Annotated in this window: 12 protein-coding genes; 5 read left to right on the plus strand and 7 right to left on the minus strand. The window is 33.1% G+C overall.

What is annotated here, in order from left to right:
• Positions 1-217: 217 nt before the first annotated feature.
• Together ROY99_02355 and ROY99_02360 are read right to left on the minus strand one after the other, a co-directional pair.
• Positions 218-628: a hypothetical protein gene (locus ROY99_02355; GenBank protein ID MDT3695203.1), complete on the minus strand. Its 411-nt coding sequence runs from the start codon at positions 626-628 to the stop codon at positions 218-220.
• Between the two features lie 641 nt (positions 629-1269).
• On the minus strand, positions 1270-3063 hold the full coding sequence (locus tag ROY99_02360; GenBank protein ID MDT3695204.1) for a hypothetical protein: 1794 nt from the start codon (positions 3061-3063) through the stop codon (positions 1270-1272).
• A gap of 808 nt (positions 3064-3871) precedes the next feature.
• On the opposite strand from ROY99_02360, the gene ROY99_02365 reads away from it, so the two are divergent.
• Both ROY99_02365 and ROY99_02370 read left to right on the plus strand, forming a co-directional pair.
• Positions 3872-5407, plus strand: a complete 1536-nt coding sequence (locus tag ROY99_02365) for a glycosyltransferase family 39 protein (GenBank protein ID MDT3695205.1) — start codon at positions 3872-3874, stop codon at positions 5405-5407.
• A 52-nt stretch (positions 5408-5459) separates the two neighbouring features.
• Positions 5460-7028, plus strand: coding sequence for a phospholipid carrier-dependent glycosyltransferase (locus ROY99_02370; GenBank protein MDT3695206.1), 1569 nt, complete (start codon positions 5460-5462; stop codon positions 7026-7028).
• A gap of 497 nt (positions 7029-7525) precedes the next feature.
• Here ROY99_02370 and aspS read toward each other — a convergent pair whose 3' ends face one another.
• On the minus strand, positions 7526-9292 hold the full coding sequence (gene aspS / locus ROY99_02375; protein MDT3695207.1) for an aspartate--tRNA ligase: 1767 nt from the start codon (positions 9290-9292) through the stop codon (positions 7526-7528).
• Positions 9293-9411: 119 nt separating this feature from the next.
• Between aspS and ROY99_02380 the strand changes: the two genes are divergently transcribed.
• Positions 9412-10716: a thymidine phosphorylase gene (locus ROY99_02380; GenBank protein MDT3695208.1), complete on the plus strand. Its 1305-nt coding sequence runs from the start codon at positions 9412-9414 to the stop codon at positions 10714-10716.
• Between the two features lie 278 nt (positions 10717-10994).
• On the opposite strand, the gene ROY99_02385 is transcribed toward ROY99_02380, so the two are convergent.
• Both ROY99_02385 and ROY99_02390 read right to left on the minus strand, forming a co-directional pair.
• Positions 10995-14789: a T9SS type A sorting domain-containing protein gene (locus ROY99_02385; protein ID MDT3695209.1), complete on the minus strand. Its 3795-nt coding sequence runs from the start codon at positions 14787-14789 to the stop codon at positions 10995-10997.
• Between the two features lie 228 nt (positions 14790-15017).
• A complete protein-coding gene (locus tag ROY99_02390; GenBank protein ID MDT3695210.1) occupies positions 15018-16046 on the minus strand; it encodes a hypothetical protein in 1029 nt (342 codons plus the stop codon).
• Positions 16047-16800: 754 nt separating this feature from the next.
• On the opposite strand from ROY99_02390, the gene ROY99_02395 reads away from it, so the two are divergent.
• On the plus strand, positions 16801-18585 hold the full coding sequence (locus ROY99_02395; protein MDT3695211.1) for a thymidine phosphorylase: 1785 nt from the start codon (positions 16801-16803) through the stop codon (positions 18583-18585).
• 165 nt (positions 18586-18750) lie between these two features.
• Entirely contained in the window at positions 18751-20142 is a 1392-nt protein-coding gene (locus ROY99_02400; GenBank protein MDT3695212.1) for a tyrosine phenol-lyase, read from the plus strand.
• 169 nt (positions 20143-20311) lie between these two features.
• Here ROY99_02400 and ROY99_02405 read toward each other — a convergent pair whose 3' ends face one another.
• Together ROY99_02405 and ROY99_02410 are read right to left on the minus strand one after the other, a co-directional pair.
• Entirely contained in the window at positions 20312-21523 is a 1212-nt protein-coding gene (locus tag ROY99_02405) for an ATP-grasp domain-containing protein (protein MDT3695213.1), read from the minus strand.
• Positions 21524-21640: 117 nt separating this feature from the next.
• On the minus strand, positions 21641-23395 hold the full coding sequence (locus tag ROY99_02410; protein ID MDT3695214.1) for a T9SS type A sorting domain-containing protein: 1755 nt from the start codon (positions 23393-23395) through the stop codon (positions 21641-21643).
• Between the last annotated feature and the right edge of the window lie 169 nt (positions 23396-23564).

Here is a 23564-nt window from a genome sequence, read left to right on the forward strand (position 1 = left end):
CCGTCACATTTCGACTTCGCTCAACGTGACACTTATTCGTCAGGCTGAGCGGAGACGAAGACTGACCTTTGTTTCTGTCACGTTTCGACTTCGTTCAATGTGACATTGAGTTTTATCATTAAACAAACACAATTTTTTAAAACAAAAAAGGCTGCCAATAAGGCAGCCCGGAATACAATTATTATTGTATTTGTAATGTCAATAGAGCTAACTACTACTATTGAACCACTTTTGAATAAATTTGAGTTGGTGTAACTGTTGTTGCAACAGTCCATTCGTATGATGCATCTTGTGGTGTTGCTATAAAAACTATCTGAGAATCAGTAGGAGTAGGATCTGCCCATATTGCATCTGATGAAGTTTTTAAGTTAGTAGGAAGACCATTCCAATAGGTGGTAAAAGAAGTAGCATTAGGATCCGATGGTACAAAACTATTACCACCACCGCCGAGCGCAGTTGGTTTTTTGTAATACTGCTGTGCCAAAGCACCAATGTTTGTGCCTTGTGCTACTATAGAATCCTGAGTTGATGATTCAGCGTTAGCATTGAACAAGTTAATACCTACTACTATAGCAATACCAACTATGATAACGCCAAGAACGATTAAGAGAAGTTGTTGTTGACCCATTTGAGCCTCCTAAGTTATTGATGAATTTATTTAGTTAATTTTCTAAAAGAACAATTTTCAAACTTGTTCTTGTCTATTCATTATTTGTGCCAAGCCAATTGCCGGTATTTTATAAAAACAGCAAGAAGAATTCTCATAAATTTCAACGCTATTATCCCTTTTTTCATTTGATTTGCATATCAACTGGATTTATTGATGACATTGTAATCAGGGAAGAAATTGCACCAGTAATAATTACATAAAATTTTACGGCAGATTTTACTCTAACGGTAATGTTTACCGAAATAATGCGGCATATTTGAGAATACTACTGCTTTTTTCTGTATTAGACGACAAAATCAGTTAAAATTTATAAATTTCTTAAAATTGCAGGTAATAGTTACAGGTAATATTTTCAAAAAGATAAAGAATTTTATAAGTAAAGATTTCTGAAAAATTGTTTATAATTATTCTAAATAGTATCAAAATCAAAATAAACAGAGCGTAGGATAATCAGTATAAGGCAGGCAGCTTGATGTTATTCGCTTATTGATTTTCTAATAATCTTCAAGCAGTCAGTAAGTATTTTGCTTCATTCAAGAATAGATATCCATTATTCACTTAAAAAAGGAGTTGAGTAATCTTGGATTTTCAGGTAAAATTTACTTTAACTTACTTAAAACAAAGTTTAAATTTTTCCTAAATGAAATGTTATTGGGATCAATGGCAACAGCATTCTCGAAATAAATCTTTGCAGTATCTAATGCACCAATATTTACATACAATGCACCGAGATCGTTGTTAAAAACCGGATTATCAGGAAAAATCTCTACCGCCTTCTTCATAAATTCAACTGCAGAATTGTACTGCTTAGCCTGAGTATAATAATATGATATAGATGAAGATAAATCCTCAAATGCTTTTTTATCACTTACATTTAATTCAAGGAATTTTTTTGACCATTTGTCAGCTTTATCTGTTTGGTTTATTCTTAAATAATTTTTAACCAGATTCATATAGGTAACAGGATTATCTTTATCAATCTTCAATGATCTTTCTAATACATCATTTGCTTTTAGAAAATCGCCGGCAGACTCATAGGCAAGCGCTGCTTTCTGATAAAACTCTTGATCTATTGTTGGATTAATTCTTATAGCGTCTTCAGCATATAACGCTGCCTTTTTATATTCTTTATTATCATAATAATAAAATCCCATACCAATATAATTGTATGGTTCATTAGGGTGATTTTTGATAACCTCGGACCAAAAAGATTCACCATTATCATACGGTCGATTTTTAATAAATGAAAATATCAACAAATAAACTACGAGTGTAATTGAAAGAAATAATTTCAATATTCTATTAATTTTTATATTACTTACAATAGCTGCAAATGATAAAATCAAGCCGACCATAGGCAGATATAATCGACAATCAAGATAGACAAAACTGCCATCCTTTGTTTGCAGTCTAACCATCAGAGAAGGTATTATGAAAACAACAAAAAAGATTAATCCAAAAGTAAATTTATTGTTTGTATAGAATTTTTTCCAGATTATTATTGAAAACAAAAGCAGCAAATTGAATAATCCAATAAAAATCAGAGTATAATTTTTTATTGAAAGTGGAATGATGGCTGGCAAATAAAACAATTTTCCAAAATACTCAAATATTATGTATAAGTTTTTTAGAAAAATATATATCCCAATTTGTTCTTGAGGTTGTATCTTTACTATAAATAATCGCAGATATAAATACGCACAAGTAAGAATTCCCCAGGTTAAAACCAATTTTATTATCTTTTTTCTGTTGTTAAAAAAACTGCGGTTAAATAGATAAAGATAAATAATTAAAGAAACAGGAATAATAACTCCTATTTCTTTAGAGAACATTGCAAAAATAAATGTAATTAAATGTATAACAAGAAGATGGGTTTTCTTAGTATAAACATAGTTAATAAAGCTCAAAATACTTATAATTGAAAATAATCCAACAATTAAATCATTTCTACCTGCTATCCAAGATACTGCGTTCAAATTAATTGGGTGTATGGCAAAAATAATAACCGAAATAAACGCAACTAATTTTTGTACTTCAAACTTAAGTAAAAGACTAAAAAGCAGTAAGGAAAACATGATATGTATAAGAAGATTTGTAAGGTGATACATCATCGAAGATTGACCAGCAATAGCAGTATCAATAATAAAACTTATCATTACCATAGGGCGGTAATAATTATCCAACAAATAACCGCTTACAAAGGTTTGGGGGATTTTTGAGAGACTGTCTATTTTTTCATATTCAGCAAAAACAATAAGATTATCATCAAGATATGCAAAATCAAACCAGAGATTCTGAACATAAACCAGCAAGATCATACAAACTATTATTATTTGCGGAAGATATTTGTATAATCCCAAAACCGGTTTGCCTTTTTGAGCTGATTCTTTCATTAGCTTCCATTAATAAATAAAAAATTTTAGATGCGTCAAAATTAAGAACTAAAACCTTATTTAACCTATCAATTACTAAACCAAATTATTTATGGAATGCCTAATTGAATATCGAAGACGGGGTAAGACAATTTGCTCCTGTCAGTCTGAGCGGAGACGAAGACTAACCTTTGTTTCTTTCACGTTTCGACTTCGCTCAACGTGACACCCATTTGTCAGTCTGAGCGGAGACGAAGACTGAACCTTTGTTTCCGTCACGTTTCGACTTCGCTCAACGTGACACCCATTTGTCAGTCTGAGCGGAGTCGAAGACTGAACCTTTGTTTCCGTCACGTTTCGACTTCGCTCAACGTGACACTTATTCGTCAGTCTGAGCGGAGTCGAAGACTGAACCTTTGTTTCCGTCACGTTTCGACTTCGTTCAACGTGACACCCATTTGTCAGTCTGAGCGGAGACGAAGACTGACCTTTATTTCTGTCACATTTCGACTTCGTTCAATGCAACACCCATTTGTCAGTCTGAGCGGAGACGAAGACTGAATTTTGTTCCTGTCGTATTTCGACTTCGCTCAACATACAAAATAGTCGTCATTCTGAATTCATTTCATAATCTTTGTTAATTTTGTACTTAAAATAAAGAGAGTTTAATATATTGTATTCTGAGCTGGTTGATTAACATCCTCATTTTTTTCTTCTAAAATAATTTTGCAGAGGTTTTCTGGTATAATATTGGATAAATTTGAACAAAATATTTTAATCGGACAATTATTATTTCAACTGATTGCAAAAAAACAAAAAGTAAACAACAATGCAGCTTAACAGCAGAAAAAGTTTTTTTACTATTTTAATTCTTGTTTCAATAATTTACTTTCAATCGAATTTTTACAATTTGATTTTTTTAGATGATGATACCCTTGTTTATGAACATTCTTCAGAAACAAACTTTAGTGAAAAGATTACTTCAATTTTTACATCAAATTTTCTCGATGGTCATTATTACCGACCTTTCACTTCTCTTTCGTTTATTATTAATTCTGTTTTTTTCAACAATTCTGCCTCTGTTTACCACATTACAAATTTCTTACTTCATCTTTTAACAGCCTTTTTAATATTTCTTATATTACAAAAGCTTAATTACACTGTTTTTACTGCGTTAATTGGTGCATTAGTATTTGCTGTAAATCCAATCCATATCAATGCCGTTGGCTGGATAGCCGGGCGCGGGGATTTACTTGCTGGGTTTTTTTCAGCTGCAGCTTTATACGTTTTCCTGCACTTCATTAAAAATAATCGTATTGAGTTGTTAGTTTTTGTTTCTCTTCTAACTTTTTTTGCTTTTTTGTCCAAAGAGGTTTCACTTATTGTTCCATTTCTTTTCTTAGTTCTCTACTTTATAGAAAAGAAAGAGATGTTGTTAAACAAAAGCAGCATCAGTTTGCTGTTAATGTTCTTTATTGTTTTTGGTTTGTATTACTTACTCAGATTAGCAATTTCACCATCTGTTCACATCAATAAATTTTCTTTCTTAACTTATTACAAAAATATTTTAGTATTGCCTCAAACGGTTTCAAAATTTATTATTCCAGCGGGAATTAAAGCCCTGCCGGGTAATGACTTATTCACATCAATTTTGGGCGGATTCATTCTATCAGTTTTGATTATACTTCCTTTCTTATTAAAAAAAATTAATAGATTTCGCTATTACTTTGGACTAATCTGGTTAATTGTGTTACTTATACCCGGAATGGTTTTTAGAACAATGATGCAGGATGGTTTTTTTTATTGGGACTGTCGTTCTTACCTTCCGGCTATTGGGTTTGTTTTTATACTTGCAGAAATTTTAAAGGCTATTAGCTTTGACAAACAAAAAATCTACAGTTATGGTATTATCATCCTTTATATATTAGTTTTAAGCACGGTTACTTTTACAAAAATCAGAGTTTATAAAAATGCAATATCCTTCTGGAACGCTGTTAAAATTGATTACCCTCAGAAATTTCTTCCATATATCGGATTGTATAATTATTATAATCACATTAAAGATTTAAGTAATGCTGAAAATCAACTTATCCATGCTATTAGTTTAAAACCTGATGAATTTAGTATCAGGGAGTTTTTAATAAGATTTTATCAGCAAAACAATCAAACCGATAAAGCATTTGCAATTATGAGAGACACTATTTATAAAAAGGTTAATGGATCGGCAGCATTACTTGAAAAGTTTATCTCTCTATCTTTAGAACTAAACAAGCAGGAGGAGGTTAGTGAATTAATGATAATTTTTAATGATAATGCAGATGTACTTGAAAAGATCAGTGCAATAAAAACAAAATTAAATTTATGAATCAGTTTATATCTTATAAACACCGGATTTAAGATATCATTTTGTATATACTATGAACCGAAAAATTCTATTCCCTGTAATCATCTTCTTTACAAACCTGATTGTATATGGTTTTTTTAATTATGGCGGAATTCGTTCACCAGATAGTGAAATAGTTTTTAGAACTACTGAATCATTATTACATCAGCATGAATTTGCAGTGCAGGAGCCTATTAGCTGGGATTATTTTGGGTTAGGACCCGGGAAAGACAATAAACGTTATTCAATTTTTGGTCCAGCAGAGTCTATACTTGCAGTTCCGTTCTTATATGTTGCTGATTATCTGAAAAACAATAATATCTTTTTAGTAGATAATGATATAATTCCTCTTAGTTTTCATGTGAACAATAGTGGAGAACTTGCCGGAGTCTATTATCTCAACAATGAAAAACCTCCGACATTTAACGGACATTATGAGAGATTTATTGTTTCATTTTTTAATGTTTTTGTTGGAGCATTATCTGGTGTGTTGTTTTTTTATTTAATACTAAACCTGACAAAATCAACTTGGATAAGTTTTTATACAACCTTTATTTATTCATTCGGATCTTTAATTTTTTCTTATACTGGATCTTTTCTCAGCGAACCTCTTTGTACTTTACTCATAATAATTTCTTTTCTATTTATAATAAATAATGAAACTGAAGGAAAATCTAAAAATGAAAAATTTAGAAATTATTTTTATTCGGGATTGTTCTTAGGATTGGCTATAACAGCCCACATATCTGCTGTACTTTCCATTCCATTTTATTATATGTTTTTATTGGGTCAAGAATCAAAAGTTAAGATTAAAACAAAGCACTTTGTTGGGGCACTTTTACATTTTACAACGGGATTGGTAATTTTTTGTAGTCTTCTTTTATATTACAATTATGCAAGGTTCGGAAATATATTTGAGACGGGCAGATCTGCTGACCCACTAGCTCATTACGCAATTTATACTAATCCACTGCCTGGTATATTCGGTCTTCTATTTAGTGCCGGCAAAGGAGTTTTTATTTATTCACCGATTGTATTCTTAAGTATTTATTTCTGGAAGCCCTTTCATAAAAGGTATCCACATTTATCAACAGCTATTATTGGGATGATATTGGTAAGAATATTCTTTTTAGCAAGCAGAAGTGATTGGCACGCTGGTTTTGCTTTAGGACCCCGATATCTTTTAATAATTATTCCTTTTCTGTTTATTCCTATTGCAATTGGTATTAAAGAGGTAGTTGAAAGACAGAAATTAAAACAATTTATACTTATAAGCATTTTCAGTCTGACTTGTATAATTCAACAACTTTTCTTTTCAATTGGAGAAATTTTTTCATACTTACATACTATCTATATAAATCAGGAAAAGCTTGGTAATTACGTATTACTTAACAACTCGCTTTATTTAAGCTGGAAATACTCGCCCGCATTATATTTATTGAATTATAAAACAGGACCATTTTTACTTGGATTAATTACTAACAACAATTATCAATTGTGGCTGTTTGTATCAGTTATATTTTCCTTGATTTTTATTACTGTGTGTTTTTTTAGTTATAAAATAAAAATCACTCAAATACATCAAAACAAGGCTAATCATTAATCAGCCCAAAGCGATAAAAAAATCAAAACCAGTTTTGACTAAAAATTAAATTAAGATATTATTGATCAAGCTGGAAATAACTTGAAAGTTGAATAACTTGTTTCAGAACCCCAATGGCTGCTATATAAACTTTCAAGAATTAATCATACCTGCAACCTTTATTTACCGGCTCCCATTACCTGAGCTTTCCGTAACTTTAAACAGATTATACTCTGTATTGTTAGTTAATTTTTTAGTCCTAAAATAAAAACAACTGCTTAGTCTTATTTTGTTCCCTTACAGGAATAGATGCAAAAGAAAAGGATTGGAACACAGATTGAACTGATTAAACTGATAAAGACAGATTGATCTTTTGTATTCTGTTTACCTTTATTATTTAAAGAGCTTTGTAATCAAATGTTTCTTAATCTCCTGATTTTAGTTTAAGATTAAATTTCTCACCCCCTTATTATTTAATAGGCAGCCAATCAAATTAAACAAGCAAACTATATTTACAATCATCTCACCTTAATGTGCAGTTCCCTCAATTGTTCTTCGCTTACGATTGATGGTGAATCATCCATAAGTGAAACAGCACTTGCGGTTTTGGGAAATGCAATTACATCGCGGATAGAACTCTCGCCTGCAAATATCATCGCCATTCTATCAAAGCCAAACGCAATTCCTCCATGCGGCGGTGCACCGTATTTGAATGCATTAATTAAAAAGCCAAATTTTTGCTGAGCTTCTTCTTCAGCAATTCCCAGTGCCTTAAACATTTTAGCCTGTAATTCGGAGTTATGAATTCTTATACTTCCGCCGGCTATTTCATTTCCGTTTAATACCAGATCATAAGCACGGGCTTTAACTTTACCGGGGTCGGTTTCCATTAGAGGTATATCTTCCACCCTTGGAGAGGTAAACGGGTGATGCATTGCATAAAATCTTTTTGTCTCTTCATCCCACTCGAACAATGGAAAATCTGTTACCCAAAGTAATTTTGGTTCGGAATCTTTTTTTACAAGATTTAATCTTTTAGCCATCTCTAATCTTAATGCACCCATTGTATTAAGAGTTTTTAATCGGGAACCGGAAAGTATAAAAATCAAATCGCCTGGTTTTGCATTCAGTGCATTTATAAGATTCAGCTTTTCTTCATCTGTAAAAAATTTCATTGTTGGAGATTCAAGTTCATTCTCCTTAACACGGATCCAGATTAATCCTTTAGCACCATGTCCTTTTACAAAATCTGTAAGCACATCTAATTGATTACGAGTATAATCCCCGCAAGCAGGAGCCAGTAGCCCTGTAACAATACCTTTTGAATCAATGGCATCTTTAAATACTTTAAACTCAGTATCTGAAAAAACATTATTAAGAGTTTTCATCTCCAGATTAAAACGCAGATCCGGTTTATCACTGCCATACTTTTCCATTGCATCATCGAATGAAAGTTTTAGCAAAGGAGTTTTTAATTCTTTGTTCCAGATTTCGTTAAACAAGTTTTTCATCAATCCTTCAACTATTGAAAAAACATCATTCTGATCAACAAAAGACATCTCAACATCAATCTGTGTAAACTCAGGCTGGCGGTCTGCTCTTAAATCCTCATCTCTGAAACACTTTACTATCTGGAAATACCGGTCCATTCCTGCAACCATCAGCAGTTGTTTATATTGCTGTGGTGATTGTGGAAGAGCATAAAACTTGCCTTTATGCAGCCGGCTTGGCACAAGATAATCTCTTGCACCTTCAGGTGTAGATTTCATCAGAACGGGAGTTTCAATCTCTGCAAATCCGTTTTCATCAAAATATCTTCTGGTAATCTGATACATTTTATGCCGGAGTAAAAGATTTTTTTGAAGCAGTGATCTTCTTAAATCCAGGTATCTGTACTTAAGTCTTAAATCTTCATGAACATCAACATCATCTTTGATTTGGAAAGGGGGTGTTTCAGCTTCATTAAGTATAATCAGCTTGTTTACCATAACATCAATGTGTCCTGTCGGCAGTTCAGGATTATCAGTATCTGCGGGTCGTTTTCTAACAACACCTTCAACAGAAATAACAAATTCACTCCGCAAATCTTTAGCGGCAGTGTGTGCCTGCAGATTGAAAGTTGGTTCAAACACAATCTGTGTAACACCGTATCTGTCTCTTACTTCAATAAAAATCACACCGCCCAGGTCTCTTCTTCTATCAACCCAGCCGTTAAGCACAACATTTTCATTAATATTTTTTTCGCGTAACTCTCCACAATTATGTGTTCTTGTTTTAAATTGCATAATGATCTGAATAACTCCTTATATAATTTGAGGGCTAAAAATAAAGAAATGAAGAAGGGCAATCAAATATTGATTAGTTTATATTATATAATATCATTAATAAATTTTTTATTGTTTATATGAATACCGCAGAACTTATCCGCAAAAAGAGAAATAATGAAAATCTGACAAAAGATGAGATTTTATTTTTAGTTAATAATTTCACAAATAATAAAATACCCGATTATCAGTTTTCTGCATTTCTTATGTCAGTTTATTTTAATGGAATGGACAAGGCAGAAACATCTGCTTTAACAGAAGCAATGCTTTACAGCGGAATGATGTTAAATCTTTCTTCTATCAAAGGGATTAAAATTGATAAGCACTCAACCGGCGGAGTTGGAGATAAAACTTCTTTAATATTAGCTCCAATAGCTGCTGCTGCCGGTGTAAAAGTTCCAATGATTTCTGGACGCGGACTCGGGCATTCGGGTGGAACGCTTGATAAGCTTGAAGCAATTCCTGGTTTTAAAACTGATTTAACTTTATCGCAATACAAAAAAGTTTTACAAAAAGTTGGTGCTGTTTTAATCGGACAGACAAAAGAAATTGCTCCTGCAGATAAACTTATTTATGCTTTGCGGGATGTTACTGCAACGGTTGAATCAATTCCGCTGATTACCGGAAGTATAATGAGTAAAAAACTTGCTGAAGGAATTGATGGACTTGTACTTGATGTAAAAACCGGCAATGGCGCTTTTATGCAGAGGGAAAAAGATGCTGTTGCGCTTGCAAATTCACTTATAGAAACAGCAAAAGCTTTTAATAAAAAAGTTATTGGCTTTGTTACCGATATGAATCAACCGCTGGGTAATTACATTGGCAACTGGCTGGAAGTGTACGAATCAATTCAGGTTTTAAGAGATGGGAAGAAAAATGATTTGACTGAATTGTCATTAATACTTGCCGGTGCAATGATTTTTCTTGGAAAGAAAGCAGCATCATTAGATGAGGGGATTGAAGCAGCGATCAAAATATTAAAATCAGGAAAAGCATTTGATAAATTTGTAGAAATTGTAAAAGCACAGAACGGTAAAGCAGATTTTGTTATTCATCCTGAAAAATATCCAAAACCGAAATTTAATGAAGCAATAAAATCTAACTCAGCCGGATATTTATCCGAAGTTAATACTTATGAGCTTGGAATGGCAGCAATCGATCTTGGTGCGGGAAGAAAAACTAAAGATGGTATAATAGATCCAAAAGCTGGAATTATTTTTAATTACAAAATTGGTGATACTATTAATAAGAATGTTGTTCTGGCTGAGATATTTTCTGATTCAAAAGCAGGAATTGAGTCTGCTAAAAAAAGGATTGAGGGCGCGATTAAGATTTCTAAATCCAAACCAAAGAAATTAGAACTTATAAAAACTGTAATTGATTAAATTTATTATTGCTAAGAGTGTTGGTGCTGGATTTGAAGGGGTTGTACTTTGTAAAACAAGCTGTTCAGAACGAAATAAGGTCTTCAGAATTTGCTACGTTTATTTAAATGACTGGTTTCTGAAATCGATCCCATAATTTTACACCTTTAAATTATAAATGAACTTGTTTAGAACATTTATTTATGCAAGCCTTAAAAGTAAAATCCACCAAGGTGGATCAATGCTCAATGAAAAAATATTATTATAACATTGAGCATTGAAAAATTATTAATTGAACATTACTTGAGCAGTATCATTTTCTTTGAGCTAATAAAATCTCCTGCTTGTATTCTGTAAATGTAAACACCACTAGCAAGTTTGGAGGCATTAAAACTTACTTCATATTTCCCGGCCACTTTTTCTTCATTGACTAAAGTTGTTACTTCTGCACCTAGAACATCATAAATCTTTAGAGTTACATTACCACTCTTGGGAATTTGATAACGAATAGTTGTATTTGGATTGAAAGGATTTGGGAAATTCTGAGATAGCTCAAATTCCTTAATAATTTCTTTACCATTAAAATACATTTGTTTGAAGTTCTTTTTCATCAAAGTGTTCTCAGTTGCATATTTTGATGCCAAAGTATAATATGGATTAATATTGTTTAAAATTATTAACTTTAATTGCACCATACGACTTCCAATTCCTTCTGTTTCAACTTCATATGCAATGTTTTCATATTGTATAACATTGTTACTCGAAAATTGCACTTGATCATAAGTCCCTAATACTTCACCTGATTGACTATCGATTAATTGGACTTTGAATAATATGAAGTCTTGCTCACCTAGCACTTGATTCGCGATTACGGAATCAGTCACCCCATATTGAACACTATAAGTAAATGATGATCCATCATTAAGCTGGAAAGGTTCACTTATCAAATAACTATTCAACTCTTCATAATTAGTGATGATAGTTGTTTCGTCAATAGGTGTAAAATCGTAACAATTTCCATCTACAGTAATATCACCTAAAGTAAAGAAGTAATTTGCACTATCCTTCGTAACTATTCCTTCTCTACCAATAGAAATACTACTAAATAAATTTTCTTTACCTAATGAACTTATTGGATCCGATACAGTGAATTGGTAAGGAGAAGTAATATTGGCAAAAATACAACCGAATTGATTTGAAAAATTTGACCCATTCACTACCTGTAATGAACGCCCTCTCAAATTTGTATTATTTTTTTTGAACGTTTTCACAGCCGATAAAGTCGTATTTCTTACGTAATAATTGTCATTTCTAAAGCCATCACTCCATCCAACTATATAATTCATATCATCAGTGGAATTGATATTTGTTGAGAGTACTGAAGAACCAAAATTCCAATAGGCAGATAAAGAAGTTCCACTTAAAGCACGAAAGACAACATTACATCCATCCTTATTTGGTATCTTTTCTCCAATCCAGGAAAATCGGACACTTTCAACACCATTAATCAGCAACACAATGAGAGATGGTTTGTAGTTTTTAGAATAAGGACTTTGAGTGGATATGTCAACAATATTATCAGATGAAATTTCATTGTTAGTTACTGATAATTTCTTATAGTAGATTTTATTTTCACCCTGCTGAAAAGCCATATGAAAAATAATATTTCCTGTACTTTTTTTGCCAACAATACAGGGATTTGTAGAATTTATATCAGTATCAATAAATTGACAAAATGAGGAATAAAACGATCCGTATCCAGTACCTAATCTGTGGACTAACCTCATTGTGCCGTGGAAATCATCTTTCCACACAACCAATAACTTACTATTTGTAAATGCAACTACTGGTGTTGCATCAAAAGCATTCGAATAAGGCCTGTTACTTGCGACATCACCTAACGAGACAATTGGATCACCATTCTGGAAAGTATATGTTTTGATGTTAAATTTATCGTTGTTAATCTCTTGAAATACAATAAATACATCGTTTTGATAATAATCAATTGATGGACTAATTGATTTTAAAGTAGACAAAGGTTTTCCCATCACAATACTCCAAGATGCACCATTATCAACACTTCGTTCATACCAAACTCTATCCATACTTTCGTATACCTTGTGTAATTCACCATTTTGAGTTCGCACAATCTTTCGCTGGTTATTATTACTATAAGTATTAGCATTATTTGAGTTATTTATTTTCTTATATAGAGCTCTGATGTCTGTATTACTTGTAAATTGACGGGAAGTCGACATCACTCCATCACTCCAACCCGCAAAAATATAACTTCCAATTGTAGCAGGCGTTGAAACAGAGATTGGATTTGCCACAAAACCAAATAATGATTGTTGAACCTCGTCAGTATCAAATTCAAAATCTCGTGTGACCCTCACGTAAAAAGGTTCCGGATAATTACCAGTACCATCAGCAACTAGTTCTGGCTCATAAGTAACAATCATTAATACAGGCTGTGCTAGAGGATCATCAGATCTATGTAAAACAGCCTTTATTTTAATAGTGATATCAGGTGTATAATTACCGATTGGGCCCTGGACTCTTTGATATTTAAATGCATCGTACGGCACTACCCTTGATCTAAAAATAAATTTCCCATCTGAACTGGTTTCCAATGCAATTTTGGGATTACTTACTGACGCCCAGGTTGCAAGTAGATTTAAATCTGGGTCAGCTGTAGGATTTTCAAGCATAACGTTCTGACTTGGATCCATTACAATATAAGCCATCATACTATCTAATATTAATCCACTTGCTGGATTAACTGAAAATTGCAAATTGTCTTGCAATTGACAATCCATATATTGTCTTGACGTACCATTTCCATATGACTGAAAGTACGTTTTGTACTTTATAATCGGTGTACTGGTTAGGTTTAGTACACCAAAATTTTCATTATAAACTATCGGTGTAGTACTCCCATATACAGCTAGATTAGGATTTAATTTTGACGAAGGTACTTGAATTCGCTTGGGATTTGGTAACTTGAGCGTCGTTGTAATTGATCCAGTCAAAGATAAGTTTAACCCCGTAAAAGTTGGTTTAACAGTTTGTTTAGTTTTTTGACCACCACCTGTTAAAAAATCCACTAGACCAACTGCAGCCCCAATATAGGGTAAACCTTTCAACAACCAACTATTCTCCAAATTGTCAATAAATCCTTTTAATTTATTATTTTCTTGACCAAGTTTAGTAGTATTGTCAGTTGGTTTTTGCTTCTTCGCAAAGTCTATAATTGTCTGTTTCCATTTGTCCCAACTTGAAGCAGTTCCAAAAACACTTGTTGTAAATTGGCTAAAACTTTTTGTAGAATTTACTGCAGGTGCATCAGTAGTTAGAGTGACAGCCCCATTATTGGTACCAGTCATAAAGTCTCTAACTTCCTTTTGTGTTCCATTAATACCTGTTGCAGTCCCTGAGATTTTAATTTCGCTTTCAATTGTGCCAACAACCTGAAAATCAAGCCAGGCACCATTTTCTGTTGCAACAAAAGTTGGGTCAAAAGCCATTGGATAATCAGCCCAAGCCCAATTATCATTCATCACCTGCGAGAGTGCTAACCCTGCATTATTTTGAACATTAGCTAGTTTGTCAGTTGCATAAGCACGAGGTTTTAAATGAGTTAAAGTAGCCGTTTTAAAAGTATTATCTGCATGAAATTTAAGTTCTAAAGCCCCAGATGTTAAATCTTGATTAGATTTGACCATTATAAAAAATCGTAATATACCTTTATACCTATTGTACAATATGAAATAGGGGGCACCTTCTTGATATGGGGCCCAAACATAACGACTAGGAGTTCCAAAATCTCTTGAAACTAATTTCCAACCATCTTCTCTTTTCATATCCTGCAATCCTATCCACGCGTTACCTTGTCCCCAAGGGGCTGTTATAGGCGCTTCGACTATCTGTCCATTATAATTAGCGATAAACATTCTATATTGAGATGAAGGATATGGTGCGTTTGGATAATCCCCGTTTATCCAGTCCCAATTGGGATCTGTATTTGGATCAGTTTGAGCATTAGTATAAATACTAAAAAATACCAGTAATAATAACTTGAAAAGACGTAACATATATTACTCCTTTAAGAATAAGTCCAAAACTATTCCCATACACAATAGTTTTTAAAGTAAGCAGCGAGAGAATGAATTTTATTGATTAGTTTATTAAATTGCAGTGTAAGCAAATCAGTCTTCAGTTAGCCAGACTGTCGAGTTACTGTCATTGTTTACACTCACCATTCCGGTGCCGCAAACGCCGGAATGGATAATTATTTATTTTGGCTAAACCTCCATAAAAAATCACTTTACATTATATCTATAAACACCATACCCACCCCATGCAGCGTAACCTGGCGCACCAGAGGCAGCTATAAGATTATTACCAATATTCTCCAAGAAAACTATTGGATAAAAAACTTTTCCATCAGACCAATCATAAGTTCTTAAACCTTCTGCTATATCGGTCCAACCAGTTCCTTTTTTCCATTCCAATACACCAAATATATCGGTAGAAACAAACATTCGATCACCAAAACAAGATATCTCAGTTGGTTCAACATAGGGTGAAGAAGCATCTAAACGTGTGGTAGGTATTGAATCCGTATAATCTCTCCAAACATTAGATTCATCTAAATATTTTATTATACCTGGATAACGGAACCCAGCAAACAAAGTGTCATTCCGTATTTCCATCGAATTTGATGCAGGCTTAAGAATTACTTGTTGAGTAAGCCCTTCAATTAGATAAATAAAGCCATCTCTATTAAATCTAAAAAAACCACCACTATGGTACATTCCCCTCACATAACCCCAGTTATCAATTTCATTTTTTTTTATCATCTTCGCCCCACCTAAATAACCGAAGTAACTTGATAAATCTTCAATTGTATCATCAAAATGAATTCTATACGTACCTCCAGGTTGAAAAAAATTTTGAAATGCAAACAATTCATTATCTAAAAAAAACATCTCAGAGGTTGCTTGCACATCTGTATTTAAAGGCCAGGGTTGACAAATATTTTCCCAAGTATCAGAAGGTATAATATATTTAAATAGACTATCTCCGAGACAGAATAAACTATCACCATGCACCGCTAATGGACCAACTGCCTTTTCAAATGTTCTAATCATTATCCAATTATCACCATCAACAGTTTTCCAAATTGCACCTCTGTAAGATTTTCCTGTAACTAAGCCCGTCAAATAAATGGCATTGTTGTATTTTAATATATATCGTACGTCAACATCAGCTAAGTCAGGGATTACTTCCCATTTAGATTTTATATCATCCGGTGGTGGTTCAGTTGGATTACTGCAACCCGAAATCATAAATAAAAATACGATTAACAACATATGTGTGAAAAAATATAATTGTGAATTAAAGATTAAGTTAGGAAAGCAAAACATATTTTTTTTCATTGGAATACCCCGGCTAAGCTTTAGTTTAGTTTATTAAAATTGGGGATAAAGAGAAATACTTGCTTATTTGAGTAAGTATAGATAAAAAATAAAACTCTATGTTTTACAAGTACGTTGTAGAGATTGAGAGAGAAATAAAATGAATCAAAACTGTGAATGTAAAATTTCAAAAGTGACCCGATATATTTTTTAAAACAGATAGTTAAGTTAGATTTAACTAAAGAGATTATTTATATCAACACAACAAAAAAATATTTTCTTGGTTTTTTTTCTTTACAAGAATTATTCCTTTTAAGAAGTATTGTAAAATAATATTTTTTTTGTAAGAAGTAAAACTGAATGGCTAATGCTTACCTTGTTGTAAAATTTTTGGGTGATAAAATTGGTAGTGAAATTAAAAATGTATGATGGAGGATGTTTGGTAGTTTATGGAAGAGTATAACACAAAGATCAAAGGGTAAGTGCAAACGTTATTGGTTGCCATTGATTGTTATTTGTTGTTTTTAGTAGGAATATTAAAATGGAGTGATGGAATTGTGGAAAGATAGAATGAAATTAAAAGATTGATAAATTTATACTGATACTAATTAATATTTAATTCATAATCCTTTTTATCTTAATCAGTAAGTGTAAATTTTATTTATACATTTTAAGGAGAATCATTATGCTTTTCGTATTAGCATTAATCGGAGCCGTTGTTGCATTTTATCTTTATAATTCTTCAAAGAAAAAAGGAATAAAAGCACAGGCAACATTTTCTTTTATAGGTTTAGTGATTGCCATTCTAATTGCTTTTACACAATTGTTTGCAGTAATTCCTGCAGGACATTCAGGTGTAAAAGATTTTTTTGGTTCCGTTAGTGATAAAACTCTTGGACCGGGAATAAACTTTGTAAACCCAATGGCAAATGTTGTAAAGTTTGATACGCGTAAACAGGAAATAAAAGAAGTGATGAACGTTCCATCTAAAGAAGGAATGAGTGTTGAACTTGAAACAAGCATGATTTTTCAATTAAAGACTGATAAGGTAAATCAAATTTATAAAACTGCTGGCAACTATGAAGAATATCTTCAGAAACTTGTTATACCAAATTTTAGATCTGTAATACGCGGTGTAACAACAAAATATGAAGCAAAGGCACTTTACACCGCAGAACTTATCCGCAAAAAGAGAAATAATGAAAATCTGACAAAAGATGAGATTTTATTTTTAGTTAATAATTTCACAAATAATAAAATACCCGATTATCAGTTTTCTGCATTTCTTATGTCAGTTTATTTTAATGGAATGGACAAGGCAGAAACATCTGCTTTAACAGAAGCAATGCTTTACAGCGGAATGATGTTAAATCTTTCTTCTATCAAAGGGATTAAAATTGATAAGCACTCAACCGGCGGAGTTGGAGATAAAACTTCTTTAATATTAGCTCCAATAGCTGCTGCTGCCGGTGTAAAAGTTCCAATGATTTCTGGACGCGGACTCGGGCATTCGGGTGGAACGCTTGATAAGCTTGAAGCAATTCCTGGTTTTAAAACTGATTTAACTTTATCGCAATACAAAAAAGTTTTACAAAAAGTTGGTGCTGTTTTAATCGGACAGACAAAAGAAATTGCTCCTGCAGATAAACTTATTTATGCTTTGCGGGATGTTACTGCAACGGTTGAATCAATTCCGCTGATTACCGGAAGTATAATGAGTAAAAAACTTGCTGAAGGAATTGATGGACTTGTACTTGATGTAAAAACCGGCAATGGCGCTTTTATGCAGAGGGAAAAAGATGCTGTTGCGCTTGCAAATTCACTTATAGAAACAGCAAAAGCTTTTAATAAAAAAGTTATTGGCTTTGTTACCGATATGAATCAACCGCTGGGTAATTACATTGGCAACTGGCTGGAAGTGTACGAATCAATTCAGGTTTTAAGAGATGGGAAGAAAAATGATTTGACTGAATTGTCATTAATACTTGCCGGTGCAATGATTTTTCTTGGAAAGAAAGCAGCATCATTAGATGAGGGGATTGAAGCAGCGATCAAAATATTAAAATCAGGAAAAGCATTTGATAAATTTGTAGAAATTGTAAAAGCACAGAACGGTAAAGCAGATTTTGTTATTCATCCTGAAAAATATCCAAAACCGAAATTTAATGAAGCAATAAAATCTAACTCAGCCGGATATTTATCCGAAGTTAATACTTATGAGCTTGGAATGGCAGCAATCGATCTTGGTGCGGGAAGAAAAACTAAAGATGGTATAATAGATCCAAAAGCTGGAATTATTTTTAATTACAAAATTGGTGATACTATTAATAAGAATGTTGTTCTGGCTGAGATATTTTCTGATTCAAAAGCAGGAATTGAGTCTGCTAAAAAAAGGATTGAAGGCGCGATTAAGATTTCCAAATCCAAATCGAAAAAATTTAGGCTGATTAAAAAAGTAATTAATGGATAAAAATTTCACACAAAGACCAAAGAGCATTTTAATAATCATTATCTGCTATTTAGATTTTATTTGTTGTGAAAAACTTAATTCCTAAAATTGTTTTTCTTAATTTGCCTTAACAACAATTTTATTTTTTGAAAAAACTCATCAATTATTAAATAAAAAGGGAAAGCAATGGCAAAAAAAATTATTAAGAGAAGCTGGGCAGAACCATTTAAGATTAAAATGGTTGAGCCGATCAAAATGACTACAAAATCATATCGTGAAAAAGCTGCTAAAGAAGCCGGCTATAATACTTTCTTATTAAAAAGTGAAGATGTTTATATTGATTTGCTTACCGACAGCGGAACAAATGCAATGAGTGATTATCAATGGGCAGGAATGATGCTCGGTGATGAAGCTTATGCGGGAAGCAAAAATTTTTATTACCTGTGGGATAACATAAAAAAATATTATGGAATGCCATACTTTGTCCCAACTCATCAGGGCCGGGCTGCAGAACACATGGTTTCTAAAATTCTGATCAAACCTGATAACGTTATTCCCGGTAACATGTATTTTACAACAACAAGGGAACACATTGAACTAGTTGGCGGAAAATTTGTTGATGTAATTATTGATGAAGCACACAATCCTCAAAATACTCATCCTTTTAAAGGCAATATTAATATAAACAAACTTGAAAGCCTGATTAAAAAAGTCGGTGCTAAAAATATTCCTTATGTTTTTATGGCAGGCCCTGTAAACATGGCAGGCGGTCAGCCATTTTCAATGAAGAACTTAAAAGAAGTCTCTTCATTACTTAAAAAACATGGAATAAAACTCTGGTTTGATGCAACACGTGCAGTTGAAAATGCTTATTACATTAAACTCCGCGAAAAAGGTTATGAGAATAAATCAATAGAGCAAATCCTGAAAGAAATCTGCTCGCATTTTGATGGACTTTGGGTTAGCGCTAAAAAAGATCTGATGGTGAATATAGGCGGAATTTTTGCAACTCGAGATAAACGTGTTTATGAAGAAGCAAGAAATATGGTGGTAGTATATGAAGGACTGCATACTTACGGAGGATTAGCAGGACGAGATATGGAAGCTATGGCAAGGGGAATGGAAGAGATGGTACAGTTTGATAATATTAAAGCCCGCATCGGACAGGTTGAATATTGCGGGAAGCAGCTTGAGAAATATAATATTCCTCTCGTTTATCCGTTTGGCGGACACGCAATCTTTCTTGATGCAAAAAAATTCTTGCCTCATTTAAAACAAGATGTTTTTCCCGCTCAAACACTGGCTGCAGAAATATTTATAGATAGCGGCGTTCGCGGAATGGAAAGAGGCGTTGTTTCTGCCGGAAGGGATCCGAACACAGGCAAACACCGCTATCCAAAACTAGAGTTGGTGCGTTTAACTTTTCCAAGAAGAGTTTATACTCAGGCTCATATTGATGTTGCTGTTGAATCAATCGCACAAGTTTATGAAGAGAGAAAGAAGATAAAAGGATTAAAGATAGTTTATGAGCCTAAACATCTTAGATTTTTCCAGGCAAGATTTAAGAAAATTTCTTAACATTATTTTTTATTAAGAGGCGGGAAGAATGTTCTATTAAAATTCCCGCCTCACATAAAGAAACAAATTGTAACGATGATAAAACGGAGTTATCAGATAAAAACGGATTATTATAATTCAAAGAATAAATTTATAAATCTATTCTATTTTAAAACTATTTTTAACCCTTCTAATTGCTCGGTCTTTCACCCATTTTTGCAGTTGTAAAGAAATCATCGTAAAATCTTTTTGTGTATTCACCAACTAGTTGATTTATTCTTTCTTTACTTGATGACTTGATAATAAGTCCTGCGTGATATTCTTTTTTTAATCTCCATACAACTTCAGGATCATTGTAAGTATTTAAGTCAGGCCACTCTTGTTTTGAAAGAGATGTAACAATTGCTGCAAAATCATTATTTACTTTCGGAAGCTTATAAGGTTTTTCTCCTTTTAAAATTTCAATCTTAGCCCATTCTCTCCAAAGATTTACACCAGTTGCTGCTTCAACCAGAGTCGAAAGATTCGCTCCCCCAACTCTGGCGGATGTTTCAAGAAAGTATAGTTTTCCGTCTTCGGCACGAATAAATTCAGAATGTGACACACCACGCAGCAGACCTAATGCTTTAATTACTTTAATATTTAATTCTAAAACTTCTTTTGCTTCGTCAGAATTGCTGTCAAGTGTCTGACTTGTAAAAACTCTACCTTGATGTGCAACTTCAAAAGGAGGAGTTCCGTATTTACTTGCTAAACCAAAAACAACCTCTCGTTCAGAAATAATTGTATCAACATGGTAAATGCTGCCGGGAATAAATCTTTCCATCAAAAAGAACGATTGTTCGTCTGCCAGATAATTAATCCTATCCCACATCTCTCGTTTATTATTTACTTTTTGTAATCCATAAGAACCTGCAAGCAATCGAGGTTTAATCATATATGGAAAAGGAACTTTATCAGCAAACTCATTTATTTTTTTATGATTCAGAACATGTAAAAATTCTGGTACAGGTATGCCCGATTCCTGGGCGCGCAGTCTCATTGCAAGTTTATCACGAAAATACCGGGCTGTAGTATCACCCATTCCACCGACTCTTAAATGCTCTCTTAAGGAAGCCGCGCGTTCAACATCAAAATCATCCAGTGCAACTATTCTATCTATATTTTCTGTTCGTGCAAGATAACTGACTCCATATATTACATCCTGCATATTCCATTCTTTATTTTTATCAACTATATAAAATATCTCATCAATGCTTTCCCGAGGCCAATTGGCATCTTCAAGACTTTTTGAAGTAAGCAGAATTACGCGGCAGCCTTGTGCTTTTGCTTCGCGCATAAAGTCATGTCCTTTTTCATAAGACGAAACAGCTAAAACAGTTATTTGATTGTTGATGCTCATAAGTTTTGACTTTTTATTATTTAGTTTAATTATTTGAGTTAAGTTTAAATTTTATGAACCAAAGATGCAACTGAAGAAAAACAAAAAAGGCTCCGCTTTTGGAGCCTTTACGAATAATTATTTTAATAACAACATTTTCTGCACTTTAATATTACTGCCCGCTTGTAGTTTGCAGAAGTATGTTCCGCTGGCAAGCCCAGAAGCATCAAATTCAACTGAATGCAATCCGGCTTTTGTTTCTTTATTCAGAAGTTCTGCAACCTGATTTCCCATTATATCGAACACTTTTAAATTCACAAAACCATCCGTTGGAATATTAAAGCTGATAGTAGTGGATGGATTAAACGGATTTGGATAGTTCTGTTCCAGTCTGAATTCCATAGGATTTAAAACATTAACATCAACTACCTGCGAGTATTGAAAACTGCCATCAAAATCAATTTGCTTTAATCTATAGGAAAGAGTTTGATTATGAGTGATCGTTAGATCATCAATAAATGTATATGAATGTGATTCTGATGAAGTGCCGTTACCATTTACAAATCCAATATTAACCCATTCTGAGCTTTGATTTATATCATCCGATTCCCTTCTTTCAATTTCAAATCCAGAGTTATTAAGCTCAGTTGCAGTTGTCCAGTTAAGCACAACACTTCTCTCACTGACTCTTGCAGTAAATGATGTAAGTTCCACCGGAATAATTGAATAATCCACATAAGAAATATATTGGAGATTAGTAGATGTATATATTGTTCTTATCAAGGCACCACTAGTACTGTCAATTTCGTGCAGCCCGGCACCATTAGTTACAAGGTAGGTGCCGCCTGGTAATAAATAAACACTTCTTAAACCGGTTACAGATGTAAAGAAATGCAGCTGATTGCCGCTTGGAGTGTAAATTCCTAACCCAGAGGGTGAGGAGAAAACAGCAACAGCCAGATTACCGTTAGGTAATTCATAAATATCCTGCGGAAAGTTTACACCCGAAATCAGGTTGTCCAAATAATTACCATTAAGATCATATCTGTGTGCAGCATCGCTGGTAGAAGCAGTAACCAACACATCATTGGTTCTGAACAAAATATCAAAAGGACTATTTAATCCACCAGAACCAATTGCAATAAAATTACCCAGATAATTACCAGCATTATCAAATTCCGGAATACCATTTGAATTAGCACCACTTCCAACCGTAACAACAAGGTTTCCGTTTGGTCTATATCCATGTCCGCGGATATTATCAAGTATAGCATTGTTTACCCCACCGGCAGGGGCATAAATTCCAAGATATGAACCGGCAGTATCAAACTTCTGAACAAGGTCTGTAATTTGGTCAGACACGCTGATAAATCCCGCAGGATTTAAAAGTGCATGTTTCGGTGAAGCAAGATTTCCAGGGTTTGGCGGAATAAAGTTTGCATTAACCAGATTGCCTGTAACAGGATCAAAAGATAAAACATTATCGTTTGTCCAATCGGGTATCAATAACAGCTTGGTATCAGAAGCATCAGTCTGTTGATTTTCTGATTTGGCGTTACCCCAATTAATTTGTGCATCAGATAAACTATACTTATTTAATATCTGATCGTAAGTTAAAACTTCACCATCTACAGATGGATGTAAAAGGTTTTTTATTACACTGTAGAGCAATTTACCATTCTCTACTCTAAGCACATCAATCAATACTCCTTCCTGAAGTTTTATGCTGATTGGTAATGCTTGTTTTATCGCTTCTCTTTTTGCTTCTATGTAAGAAGAAGGGTTTAATTCTTTCTGAATGATTAATCCCTCAAAAGAATATTCCTGAGAGTAAATCGGCAAGACAGAAGTTATCAGTACAACAAAAATCAATTGTTTAATTATTGATTTCATTCCAGCCTCCTAAATAATGAAATATAATTATTGTTTTGTTGGTTACGCTGTTCTAAACCTAATGAATAAAACCTTAAAGGTCAATAATATTTCTTAATAATCTCAGTTGTGGATAAAATATTTTGAAGTGTAAGATTTTAAATTAGATTTTGAAAAGATAAAAATAACT

The organism is Ignavibacterium sp., assembly GCA_032027145.1.
Classification (GTDB): Bacteria; Bacteroidota; Ignavibacteria; order Ignavibacteriales; family Ignavibacteriaceae; genus IGN3.

Coding starts and splice junctions, on each gene's coding strand:
- ROY99_02355 (MDT3695203.1), bottom strand. CDS start 628: ATGGGTCAACAACAACTTCTCTTAATCGTTCTTGGCGTTATCATAGTT.
- ROY99_02360 (MDT3695204.1), bottom strand. CDS start 3,063: ATGAAAGAATCAGCTCAAAAAGGCAAACCGGTTTTGGGATTATACAAA.
- ROY99_02365 (MDT3695205.1), top strand. CDS start 3,872: ATGCAGCTTAACAGCAGAAAAAGTTTTTTTACTATTTTAATTCTTGTT.
- ROY99_02370 (MDT3695206.1), top strand. CDS start 5,460: ATGAACCGAAAAATTCTATTCCCTGTAATCATCTTCTTTACAAACCTG.
- aspS (MDT3695207.1), bottom strand. CDS start 9,292: ATGCAATTTAAAACAAGAACACATAATTGTGGAGAGTTACGCGAAAAA.
- ROY99_02380 (MDT3695208.1), top strand. CDS start 9,412: ATGAATACCGCAGAACTTATCCGCAAAAAGAGAAATAATGAAAATCTG.
- ROY99_02385 (MDT3695209.1), bottom strand. CDS start 14,789: ATGTTACGTCTTTTCAAGTTATTATTACTGGTATTTTTTAGTATTTAT.
- ROY99_02390 (MDT3695210.1), bottom strand. CDS start 16,046: ATGATTTCGGGTTGCAGTAATCCAACTGAACCACCACCGGATGATATA.
- ROY99_02395 (MDT3695211.1), top strand. CDS start 16,801: ATGCTTTTCGTATTAGCATTAATCGGAGCCGTTGTTGCATTTTATCTT.
- ROY99_02400 (MDT3695212.1), top strand. CDS start 18,751: ATGGCAAAAAAAATTATTAAGAGAAGCTGGGCAGAACCATTTAAGATT.
- ROY99_02405 (MDT3695213.1), bottom strand. CDS start 21,523: ATGAGCATCAACAATCAAATAACTGTTTTAGCTGTTTCGTCTTATGAA.
- ROY99_02410 (MDT3695214.1), bottom strand. CDS start 23,395: ATGAAATCAATAATTAAACAATTGATTTTTGTTGTACTGATAACTTCT.